Origin of the sequence: Photorhabdus africana, assembly GCF_035181445.1 — a bacterium.
Classification (GTDB): Bacteria; Pseudomonadota; Gammaproteobacteria; order Enterobacterales; family Enterobacteriaceae; genus Photorhabdus; species Photorhabdus laumondii.
Genome location: NZ_JAXBVE010000049.1, coordinates 21,900 through 34,065 on the forward strand (window position 1 = coordinate 21,900; position 12,166 = coordinate 34,065).

10 protein-coding genes are annotated in these 12,166 nt (G+C 39.8%); 9 read left to right on the top strand and 1 reads right to left on the bottom strand.

Features of this window, described 5'->3' with window-relative positions; translation table 11 throughout:
* Positions 1-66: 66 nt before the first annotated feature.
* Complete coding sequence (gene kdsA / locus SLS51_RS19840) at positions 67-921, top strand: 3-deoxy-8-phosphooctulonate synthase (RefSeq protein ID WP_262980128.1); 855 nt, start codon at positions 67-69, stop codon at positions 919-921.
* A gap of 115 nt (positions 922-1,036) precedes the next feature.
* Here kdsA and dauA read toward each other — a convergent pair whose 3' ends face one another.
* Positions 1,037-2,752 (bottom strand): C4-dicarboxylic acid transporter DauA, encoded by a 1,716-nt coding sequence (dauA, locus tag SLS51_RS19845; protein ID WP_323840320.1) that lies wholly within the window; start codon positions 2,750-2,752, stop codon positions 1,037-1,039.
* Between the two features lie 788 nt (positions 2,753-3,540).
* Between dauA and SLS51_RS19850 the strand changes: the two genes are divergently transcribed.
* The 8 genes from SLS51_RS19850 (at position 3,541) to SLS51_RS19885 (ending at position 11,711) form a co-directional block, all read left to right on the top strand.
* Positions 3,541-4,233, top strand: a complete 693-nt coding sequence (locus SLS51_RS19850) for an SDR family NAD(P)-dependent oxidoreductase (protein ID WP_323840321.1) — start codon at positions 3,541-3,543, stop codon at positions 4,231-4,233.
* Between the two features lie 333 nt (positions 4,234-4,566).
* Positions 4,567-4,815, top strand: a complete 249-nt coding sequence (locus tag SLS51_RS19855; RefSeq protein WP_262977697.1) for an acyl carrier protein — start codon at positions 4,567-4,569, stop codon at positions 4,813-4,815.
* A gap of 61 nt (positions 4,816-4,876) precedes the next feature.
* Complete coding sequence (locus tag SLS51_RS19860; RefSeq protein WP_323840322.1) at positions 4,877-5,749, top strand: hypothetical protein; 873 nt, start codon at positions 4,877-4,879, stop codon at positions 5,747-5,749.
* Positions 5,739-6,488 (top strand): ApeI family dehydratase, encoded by a 750-nt coding sequence (locus SLS51_RS19865; protein WP_323840323.1) that lies wholly within the window; start codon positions 5,739-5,741, stop codon positions 6,486-6,488. Before SLS51_RS19860 ends, SLS51_RS19865 begins: the two co-directional genes overlap by 11 nt.
* Positions 6,478-7,662 carry a beta-ketoacyl synthase N-terminal-like domain-containing protein gene (locus SLS51_RS19870; RefSeq protein ID WP_323840324.1) on the top strand — a complete coding sequence of 395 codons (1,185 nt, stop codon included), beginning with the start codon at positions 6,478-6,480 and terminating at the stop codon, positions 7,660-7,662. The genes SLS51_RS19865 and SLS51_RS19870 overlap by 11 nt, the downstream gene beginning before the upstream one ends.
* An 85-nt stretch (positions 7,663-7,747) precedes the next feature.
* Positions 7,748-9,499, top strand: a complete 1,752-nt coding sequence (locus tag SLS51_RS19875) for a carbamoyltransferase family protein (protein WP_323840325.1) — start codon at positions 7,748-7,750, stop codon at positions 9,497-9,499.
* 229 nt (positions 9,500-9,728) lie between these two features.
* Complete coding sequence (locus SLS51_RS19880) at positions 9,729-10,604, top strand: class-II aminoacyl-tRNA synthetase family protein (RefSeq protein WP_323840326.1); 876 nt, start codon at positions 9,729-9,731, stop codon at positions 10,602-10,604.
* A gap of 75 nt (positions 10,605-10,679) precedes the next feature.
* Complete coding sequence (locus tag SLS51_RS19885) at positions 10,680-11,711, top strand: hypothetical protein (protein WP_323840327.1); 1,032 nt, start codon at positions 10,680-10,682, stop codon at positions 11,709-11,711.
* Positions 11,712-12,166 lie beyond the last annotated feature (455 nt).

Sequence of the window (12,166 nt, forward strand, 5' to 3'; positions counted from 1 at the left end):
CTCTGAAATATTGTTTTGCACTGATTTATCTCATTAATTTATTGGTCCCTAACGGAAGGTATAAGTATGCAACAGAAAGTGGTTCATATTGGTGATATTAAGGTCGCGAATGATCTACCGTTTGTTCTCTTTGGTGGTATGAATGTCCTTGAGTCACGGGATTTGGCCATGAGTATTTGTGAGCACTATGTGACAGTGACACAAAAATTGGGCATTCCTTATGTTTTCAAAGCCTCTTTTGATAAAGCAAACCGATCATCAATTCACTCTTACCGCGGCCCTGGTCTGGAAGAGGGAATGAAGATTTTTCAGGAGCTGAAACAAACTTTCGGTGTGAAAATTATCACTGACGTGCATGAGTCGGCACAGGCACAGCCGGTGGCGGAAGTGGTTGATGTCATCCAACTGCCGGCATTTCTGGCGCGTCAGACTGATTTAGTTGAGGCGATGGCCCGTACCGGTGCGGTGATCAACGTTAAAAAACCCCAGTTTATCAGTCCGGGTCAGATGGGAAATATTGTGGATAAATTCAAAGAAGGCGGCAACGATCAGGTGATCTTATGTGACCGTGGCAGCAACTTTGGTTATGACAATTTGGTGGTGGATATGTTGGGCTTCAATGTTATGGCTCAGGCAACGGGGGGGCATCCGGTCATTTTTGATGTCACCCATTCACTCCAATGCCGCGATCCATTTGGTGCTGCGTCTGGTGGTCGTCGTGCTCAGGTTGCTGAACTGGCGCGTGCGGGAATGGCAGTCGGTATTGCTGGCTTGTTCCTTGAAGCGCATCCTGATCCGGCGAATGCGAGGTGTGACGGCCCATCAGCATTGCCGTTGGCAAAACTTGAGCCATTCTTGAGCCAGATGAAAGCAATTGATGATGTGGTGAAAAGCTTCCCTCAACTGGATACCAGTAAATAAAGACGCTTTCTGATGTTATGACATCAAATGATGGCGAGATTTGGTGATGAATAGATTTGGCGCTGGTTTACAGCGCCATTATTTTGAAAAAAGTTAAACGACTCTTTATCGGGTTTTAGTTAACTGTTTTGCTATTGAAATTCAACTCTTCCATTGCTCGTGGCAATGTTGCATGAAAGCTAAGGTGATTTTCAATCAATTGTATTCTGGCTCTGGCCAGTGTTTTTAACGGCTGAAACGGAATATCACAAACAGCAATATATTTATCCTTACCCACTTCATCAATAAAACGTTGGAAAGCGTGTAGCCCACCGGCATCTAGCACAGGAACGGCATCCCATTGCATGAGAATTGTCTGATAGCTGGCGCTTTCTTCCTTTAATTCTGTAAAGATACGTTCAGCGGCGGCAAAGAATAGCGGGCCATTGATACGAACAACCAGCAGTGCTTTATCGACATTTGTTTGTGGCAATTGACTGATGCGAGTCATATTAGCTATTCGACGCATAAACAGCAGTGAAGCTAATACGATACCGATCGTAATGGCAATGATCATATCAAACAGTACTGTGAGCGACATACAAAGTACCAGCACAATAATGTCATCCCTTGGTGCGCGGCGGATCAGATCGATAACTTTATGTATTTCACTCATATTCCAGGCGACCATAAGCAACAAGGCAGACATAGCGGCCAGAGGAAGATAGGAGAGCATGGGAGCCAATGCCAGTAAAGTCAGTAACACGAGCAGAGAGTGAACAATGGCTGAAACCGGTGATGTTGCGCCGGCTCTGATATTGGCGGCTGAACGGGCGATTGCGGCGGTAGCCGTAATACCACCAAAGAATGGCACGACAATATTTCCCAAGCCTTGACCAATCAATTCACTGTTTGAGTGATGCTTCTTACCGGTCATACCATCCAAAACCACGGCACAAAGCAGTGACTCAATGGCGCCTAACATTGCCATTGAAAAGGCGGCGGGTAATAGGGCTGAAACCGTTGACCAACTTATATCAACCTGATGAAAACCCATATCAGGTAAATGCCACGGTAAAACAAATTGCGGTAGGATGGGGGGAATACCTTGCCCTTGTGTGCCGTCATTCAATATATAACTAAATTCAGAACCAATAGTAGCAACATGTTGATCGAATAAGTTCATGATCCCCATCACAGCAGTTCCTGCAATGAGAGCAGGAAGATGCCCGGGTAATTTCAGCCCAAGCTTAGGCCAATAAATCAGAACGGCAAGTGTCGTCAGGCCAATCAGCGTATCACTCAAATACAGTGTTGGCAGTGCTTGAAACAGAGCCGCCACCTTATTGATATAATTCTCTGGCATATGTTCCAATTGCAGACCAAAAAAATCTTTTACTTGCATGGTTGCGATAGTTATCGCGATCCCAGAAGTAAAACCGAGTGTGACGGGTAGCGGAATATATTCGATCAATTTACCAAAGCGGGCTAATCCCATCACCAGCAAAATAATGCCTGACATTAATGTTGCAATGAGCAAACCACTCAGACCAAATTGTTGAGAGACCGGATAGAGAATGACAACGAAAGCGGCGGTAGGGCCGGAAACACTATAGCGTGAGCCGCCGGTTATCGCGATAACCATCCCGGCGATAGCGGCGGTATAAAGCCCATATTGTGGCGCGACACCACTGCCGATGGCTAGCGCCATAGCGAGCGGGATGGCGATAATACCGACAGTAATACCGGCAATAATATCTTTAGTTAAACGAGCAAAAGAGTAAGATTCCTTCCAACAAGCATCAATTACAGCACTAAACGGCCGTATGCCGTTCATTCTACGAGTTTTCATCTGTGCATAAACCAAAAATATAGAGGGAAAAAAGTAATAAGGTCGTTACAGACAAATTGCAAGGCCAAATTACAAAGCCAAATTATAAAAATAGTGCTTTTAGTTCAAAACGCTAGCGCCATAGAGCAAACTTAATGTTAATAGCTTAACGGCAGGAAAGTGAAAAGTAAAAGGGAGAATAGCATTTTTATCATTGGAAAATAGGCTGAAATCGATTCTATTAAGTATCTATTCTTATTGGTTAATATTATTGAATTAACTCCATAAAGAATCTGATGAATATTTTTAAAGTTGAAGTCATATATTTATTCTATTCATTATAGCATTATAATATTTAATTTTATAATGAATTAACATAATCGATTACAATTTTTAATTGTTATTGTTGGGAAGTTAAATAATTAATTATGCATTCACCACATATATTGATTATGACTAGATTAAATTAGCTGTATTGGATATTTTTACGCATGATGGTTTTTGTTTAATTTTTGGATGTAATTTAACCAATGCTTTGATATTTCTTAAATATTAGATTAATAATTTGACAGATATAAGAACTCACTCTATTATTTAGAGTGACTCATAGAATTAGATGGATTAAATGAGTTGAAAATAGGTAAGCTAAAAATATATGTGTTAAAAGTACATGTGTTTAAAAGTATGTGTATTTAGAAATATATAAGTTAAAAATGTTTTCTTGTTTAGATAATATTTATTCTGAATGCTTTATTTAAAGTAGGGTTTACTGTTGGAAAATAACTTTTAGATAAGGTAGGAATATTTAAATGCATAAATATAACAGCAAAATACTTATTATTGGTTCATCAAGTGAAATTGGGAATGCAATTTGTCGGCATGCGGTTGCAAGTGGTTATGAAGTATTAGGCACTTCACGTAAACCGCGTGATGAAGAAATTTATTTAGATGTTATGTCGGATAACAGTGTTGGAGAAGCCATTAGCATTGCCATTGAAAAGATGAAATGTATTGATGCGGTTATCTATACCCCGGCAATGTCATTGGATGGTTTATTGCATGCTCAGGATATTGAGGGTTGGCATGATGTTTTTAATGTCAACTTATTTGGTGCAGCAAGAGTAGCAAAATATTTGTTACCGCATTTTATGAAGAATCGTAATGGCGTGATGCAATTTATCTCTTCTACAGCAAGTTTACGTGGAGAGACCGGTGCCACCGCTTATTCTTGTTCGAAAGCCGCCATGAATGCATTGGTAAAAAACATCTCTAATGACTACGGCCGTTTTAATGTTAGGGCCTACACTGTCATGCCGGGATATGTTGATGGTGGTATGTTGCGTCATATTTCTCCAGAAAAGAAGATGGAATTCGCTAGAAGCACCGCATTAAAACGAATGGCGGATGTTAATGAAATTGCCAGTTTTTGTGTGGGGACATTGAGTACATCAACCTATATCACAGGGACATCTCTTTGCATTGATGGGGGATTAATTGGTTAATAACAATATCATAAATCGTGATCTACAATCATGTTTTCATCAATTAGCTGGAATATCGGGTTGGATTTATGATAAATGTATTTCTTCACCTGGCTTAATGTTGCCAATCGCTGTAATGAGAAAAGGTTATTGGTTATTATTCCAATTTTGGTTACGCTATTTGGAATATACCCTATGGATTTCAAGATGTATCGCGACGGCAAGGGAGTGAATCCCCGGGAGCATAGATAACGATGTGACTGGGGTGAGCGAGTGCAGCTAACAAAGAGGCAACTTGAAAGATAACGGGTATAAAAACCATTAGATTTGAATAGACATCATTGGGGATGTGATATGGATAATATTGATATGGTTAATGAAGAATTAGCAAGTATTTTGGTGAATGTTGCTGAGTTAGACTCGGATTTTAAAATAACTTCGAATAAATTGTTGAAGAGTGATCTTGGCATTGACTCATTAAAGTTAATTGATGTCATTTTGTCAGTTGAGCGAACTTTTGGCAAAGAAGTTTCTGAAGATGCGCTTGCCCGTATTCAAACTGTAGGTGAGTTATGGGAGGAAATAAAAAATAACCTGCAATGATCGGGTTGACTTAATCAATAATTAAAAACTCTCTATTTTTCAAATAATAAGTTGAGGGAAAATGTTGACTTTTAACGTGGAAAATTTAGCTATTTACCCGAATATATTTCGGAATGAGAGAGAGGGGGAATTTTCTCTTCCTGCTGATATTTCTGAATTTGTAAGCAATAAAGGTGATCGTTTTCGTGATGACTTTAGCCGCGTTTGTACCTATCTGGCGAATCAGTTTATTGCAGAAGATAGAAATGGAAAAAATGAATCTGTGATTGTGGGTACAGAATATGGCAACCTTGAAGCGATGCTTCGTTTTCAGCGGCAGGTCATGAACAGTGATAAAACGATATCTGCTCAACAATTCCCTTATGCTACCACCAGTTCAGCTTCAACCTTTATTAACATTGACAAAAAAGTAACGGGAGGAAACTGTACATTAAATGCAGGCAGTAAAACGCCTGTAATGGTATTCATGCAGGCGTTGCTTAATCTGCATAATAGATCAGTAGGTGCCAGTTACCTCTTTTTCGGTGATGTTTATTGCACAGAAGCACTTGATGATATACGAAAGAAAGTCAGCAATCAGAAGTCAATATCTTCTGGTGTGATGTGTGCAACACTATTGAGTGGAGAACAATTTACGGCAGATTTTTTCTTCGGGTTAACAGCGGGAGAGATAAAAAAACGGTGTGATGCTTTGTCACCGGATACGAAGACGGATACGAAAATATTTATATATAATACGTTGGATCAGAATGACGCATTAATTCATGTTGTTAAAGATAATAATGCAATTGAATATCAAGAATATAACAGCGCTTTTCTGTTTCATGAGTTTATGGGGGCGATTAAGCACAGTAAAAAAGGAGATGCTGTTGTATTTATTGTAATCGATAACATGAATGCTTCAGGCGTAAGGGTTATACACAATGATGATTAATCGTATTAACCATGTTTTTTCACCTCAAGATGAAATATTCAAATATCATTTTCCCGGTAATCCTGTTGTTCCAGGGATCTTGCCAGTCGCCGCTTTTTGTAAAGAGATAGCTGATGCATCTGCCGATTTTATCAGTTTAAGAAATCTATTTTTTCATCAATTTATACGTCCTGATGAAAATATCCAATATCGCCAAGAGGAAAATAAAATTTCTGCAATGGTATCGGAACAACGCTGTTTTTCTTTTCTTCTGAATTATTCTGGCAAAGATACAAAAGGTGAAAGTAAAAAAAATTTTTACGCATCTTCTCTATTATCACCATCATTGCGTGAACCCGAATTTTGGTTTTTGCCGAAAATAGTCTATGTTAATGATGGATTAAACAGAGCGAATTGCAGCCTGGATATGAAATCATTGCGCGGTGAAGCGGCTTATTTGCAAAAATATCATTATTTCCCTTTGATTATTCTTGTCGAGGCAATGGGGAATTTAGCATTAATTTTGCAGCATCAGCAACAGAGTATTTCAACAGCAGGCGATTATGTTTTTGCCAAATTTGGCGAATTGGCCTTCAATCCTGATATCGAACATATTAATTCTCCTGTGTTTATTGAAACTAAAGTAACCCGATTTGGCTCAATAATGTGTTGGGATGCCAGGGCATATCGTGAAGGGGAAAAATTACTTTGGATAACTGACGCAGTATCAATTAAGAGGAAGGAGAACGATGTTAGATAAAATATATGTTACAGGTCTTGGCGTCGTTACTCCAATTGGTATAGACGTCGGAAGTTACTGGAAAAATTTATGTGCTGGCGAGTCAAATTTTACTCGACTGGAACCGATCTATCCTTCTTTGAAGCCAAATTTTGTCGCGGGAAGAATTTCCGCTGAGCGGCGTCTGGAGATAAAAGCCAGAGCACCGAAATGTACCGGTACACAGCTCCCTGATTCTTCTTTGTATGCTGTCGATGCTGCACTTCAAGCGATAGCGGATGCAGGATTACAACCAGGGTGTGCTGAATTGCGTAATGCCTTGGTGTGTGTGGGTAATAATGAGGCTGAGGCGGATATTCTTGATCAATTAGTTGAAGGTATGCCGGTAAATTGGCATTCGAATATCTATTCGAGTCATGCGGTTTCTGATAATGTTGCTCGTGCAATTGGTTCATTCGGGCCTTCCATGACGATACATAATACTTGTGCGTCAGCAAATATTGCGCTTGAAACAGCACTACGCATGATAAATGCTGGAATTGTCTCGACATCCATCATTGGCGGTGGAGACGCCTTTTCAAAAAAGGTGTGGTCAGGTTTCTACATGCTTAATGCATTAGGTGCGGAACAATGCCGTCCATTTTCGAAATTAAGGCGCTTTATTACGATATCTGAGGGTGCCGCTTTTTTGGTGTTGCAGAATAGAAAACACGTTGGTGAATATCAATCGCCTTATGCTGAATTGATCGCTACTGCTAGTAATAATGACGCATTACATCCGACCAATCCTGATATTAACAGTGTCACCCAGTGCCATAAAAAATTATTAGATTTGGCAGGAGTGGAAGCCGGAGATATAGGTGGCATATATGCACACGGTACTGGGACTAAGGCCAATGATGCAGTAGAAGCATCGATATTCTCTGAATATTTCCCGCATTCGGCGGTTTCAGCAATTAAAGGGACTATCGGACATATGATGGCGACAGCGGGAGCAATTGGTGCAGTCAGTGCTTGCTTATCTTTGAGAGATCAAATTATGCCGCCAACAAATATCTTGCAGGAGGATTTTGAATATCAATTTAATTTAATTACTCGTCAAATGGAAATGAAGAATAATTTAAAATATATACAAAATAATGCATTTGGTTTTGGTGGTAATAATGCCATTACTTTATTTGGCAAGGTGACTTGATTCCTGGTAATGCAAAATGGGCTATTAGTATAAAGTGCATAGTCTAATTCTTATGAAAGAAAAATAACAATTTGGAGGTGAAGAAATGGTTATATTAGGTATCAGTGGCCTTCCCAATTCTCAACATTTTATGCGAGAGAATTACCCAGGTGTAGGTAAATTAGACGAGCGTATTTGTCAGGGAGTCGATAGTGCGGCCTGTTTGATTGTTAATGGAAAAATTATTGCAGCGGCTGCGGAAGAGCGTTTTACCGGAGAAAAAGGAACCGGCCGGTTTCCTGCTAATGCTATTAACTACTGTTTGGCGGAAGCGGGTCTTACGCAAGATGATATACAGGTTATTGCCCACGGTTTTAATTATGATAAATATCGCCGTTTTTTCATGTCGAATGAAAAAATGTTTGAAGAGGCTTTTAGCGGAAAAACCGTGATTAATGCATTGGCTTCAGAAGGGTGGCAGAATATTGAATCACGTTTTCAAGGGGTAGATCATCATCTGGCTCACGCCGCATCAACCTTTTATCCCAGTGGCTTCCCGTCTGCACTATGTATCATTTCAGACGGTATGGGTGAAATAGAATCTTTAAGTGTTTATCTTGCTAAAGACCAGCAATTCCAGAAATTGTACAGTCAGCCAATTAGTTCTTCATTAGGAATATTTTATTCTATCTGTACCCGGTTCCTTGGCTTTGTATTTAATAGTGATGAATATAAAGTCATGGGACTTGCCGCGTATGGTAATCCTGAGCGATATCGCGATATTTTCAATAAATTGACTCAATTCGATGCAGAGAGTGGAACGATACAGATAAACTGGTTACCGCAAGCATTTGACAATTCGGAATATGGTTTTCCCGGTGTAATGGCACAACTGAGCGATCTGTTTGGTTTGACACCGAGAAATGAAGATGATCCTTTGCTGGATGTTCATCAGGATTTTGCTGCCGGATTACAGGAGAAATTTACACTGTTGCTGAAACAGTTAGTGACCTATTGGCTGCAAAAAACCGGTGAAACATCACTCTGCCTTGCTGGAGGATCGTTCTTAAACTGCAAAGCAAACCAAGCCCTTTGTCAGCTTGATGGTGCTGAAAACGTCTTTGTTCAACCGGCATCGGGTGATGATGGTTCGGCCTTGGGCGCTGCGCTTTTTGTGGCTGGCGGATATAACAATGGCGCAGATCCTTGCTTTAATCCTTATCTCGGTCCTCGTTTCTCCACCGATGAAGTCCGTAATGTATTATTCCGACATGGTGGCAATGCGGGCATGAAATGGCGTTATTTGGGGATGAATGATGATTATTTTGCGTCTGCGGCTAAAGATATCGCAGAAGATAAAATCATTGCCTGGTTCCATGATCGAATGGAATTTGGCCCAAGGGCACTTGGCAACCGTTCGATTTTAGCTCTGCCAGCAGGTGAAAAAATAAAGGATAGAATTAATAGCACAGTAAAATTCCGTGAGGCTTTCCGGCCATTTGCCCCGGCAATATTGGATGAAGATTGCGACACTATTTTTGAGACACGTAATTTAATGCCGACTCGATATATGCTTTGCACCGCCAAAGTAAAACCAGAGTTGATGGAGCCGGTGTCAGGTATTGTTCATGCTGATGGAACGGCGCGTATTCAGCTTGTTGAGCGTACTTTTAATGCAACTTTTTGGCGATTATTGAAAGAGGTACAGAAGATAACGGGTTATGGCTGCCTGGTGAATACTTCATTTAACGTTAGGGGACAGCCGCTTATTATGTCACCAGAGGTTGCAGTAGAGACATTTTTGAAAACCTCACTGGACAAGCTTTATATTGAGGGGTTTGTCGTATGGAAAGAATAACCCTGATAGTATCCTGATTAAAATGTCAGTTAATTGATTTTGGGATCAAATGTGTTTCTTTATCATCTTAGAAAAATATCTGGAGATGATATTTGATGATATTTGATGATATTTGATGATATTTGATGATATTTGATGATATGGAGACACATCCTTTCTATTGGCAAAACAGAGATTGTTTACTGGGCAGCATAATGTAACCATCGATCAGCAAAGGTAATATAAAAATATGATAAAAGAACTTCAACAGCGTAAGCTGCTATCAATTGTGCAATCGCAGAATGGCCTTGTCGGGTACCGGTTCTCTGACAGTTTATATGCTGCTGCTGAGTTCCTTGATGAGACACTTTTGCAGGTTTTAAGTAAGGGAATATCTGTTACTTCACACTCATGTACCACATTATTACCTCGATCCATATTAGAGCGTATCAGTTTCTTTGACAAATTGCCTAGTAATCCATTGCATGTTTATCCCCATTTAACTCACGAGGTCATGAGTGAAAATAGCGGGGATGCATGGGTATTAAGCCCATCGACTTGCTATCATACCTTTGCTCATTTAGCAGAGAGTACCCATGATTGGGAGCTGAAATATTTTACGGCTAAAGGACAGTGTCATCGATATGAACCGGCTAAAGATGAGCCTACCCGCATGGGGAATTTTACCATGCGTGAATTAATATTGGTGGGGCTACAGGAAAAAGTAGAAACACATTGTGAAATGATATTTGGGCAAGCTGTTAAATTCTTACGCTTACTGTTTCCTTCTCTTTCGGTAGAAAAAGCCAGTGATGTATTTTATGGAGAGCATTCTAAAGTGACTCGTAAAGTACAATTATCAATGGGAGTCAAGTGCGAAATACTTATTCCTTGGTTTGATAAATATAACGTTAGCGTTGGTTCCCGAAATTTACACCGAGATTTATTTACCACCAACTTCAATATTATCAGTCGTGCTAGCGATCGTACTATGCATTCCGCTTGTATTGCTTTAGGAATGGAGAGATTACTTTTGGCGCTGTTAGCACATACTTTGAATTATGAACCTGATTTACTTATCGAAAATATAGCACAAGCAGCCGCAATAATATTGGAGGAAAAATAACAGTGATTACAGGGTGTAATATATCTGGTCAGTTATTCATAAATTAGCCTATTGTATCGAGGTGATAAAATATTCATGGAAAATGTGACGGATAAATCATATGCAAATGTTGCGATAAATTGTTTTACCGGTAGCTTGACAAAATTACTTCATCTACAAGGTAAAGAGATTTTTGAGGCAGAGATCTTTGAAGCCGGCAATGGTTATCTGTTTCGTAGTGGGTATGATGCACTGAATATGCCTGAATATACTTTTTCAGTTGAAACCGTTGGGCTAACTGGTGCCGCGACTTTGGGTGCAAATATAATTTCATTACCGATAGATTACGCTCATTGGCGTCTTCAATTATATGAATTATTATGTCAGAGGAAGGGCGTCGTTGCTTGGGTTAATTCGATACATTTATCTTATTCTGAGGTTTATGCTAATAAACCAGAATACCTGCATGCTGTGTTGATCTCCGCTATTACGGATGATTATTCACAAGCGTGTATCTTTGATTCTTTGGTGGTTGATCGGGAATCCTATGCTTGTGAGGCATGGATGCCATCTGAGCAATTTTATTTAGCGCTTTCTGATAAAGTGTCCAATGAAACTTATGATCATATGGGTAATTTTTATATTATTGACTCACTGAAAGATCAGGAAGCTATGCCGGTAAGGGAATTACTGACGCATCAGGCCGAATTATTTAATACTTTGCCTGAATATTATGATGCGTTGAAAAATTATGGCAAATTATGTCTGAACGCGTTTCAGCAGGCAGAGGAAGAAGCTTGCCGGGCGGCTAAAAGATTGTTTGATCATATTAGTGTATTGTATGTGATACCCAATTTGAATTTGTTAAAACATTCTTTAATTAGAGCTGATATTGCACCTTCTCTGATTGAACGTTGCACGGAATTGATTGAAAACTGGAAAGTTTTATCTATTCTAGCGTTGAAATTTGAGGCCACATTATCACCGAAAATATTGGAGAAAATAGCAGGGCGTTTTGATCATATTGAGAAAATAACTAATATAATGTGGGGGGAGTTATATCGGTATATACACTATGGATTTCAAGATGCATCGCGACGGCAAGGGAGTGAATCCCCGGGAGCATAGATAACTATGTGACCGGGGTGAGCGAGCGCAGCCAACAAAGAGGCAACTTGAAAGATAACGGGTATAAAGGTTAAGTTTGAATATTTCAATTGGGAAGGCGTTTCTGTCACGACCGCTCCAGCACTATGAACGATAAACTGACGAATATTTTTAGCTTGATCAGAAAGGCAGGCCCGATCCAACGATAATTGGATTTTTTATCTCCATGCCTAAAACACCATAGGTTGGTTCAATAACTTGATTTTCCATCGCAGCTCCACAAATTACCCATTCAAACAAATTTACTATTAACCCGCCTTTCCATTCAATAGAAAGGCGGTACATCCTCAAAAGGCGCTCAATAGCTATTGACGAAAGCTACGCGATCCATGCCAGTCATCTCTTTGATAAGTTCAGCCACCTCTAAGCCTATCTCATGCCGAGTTCCCAAACCAAAACTGTTGTCTATTTGCTGA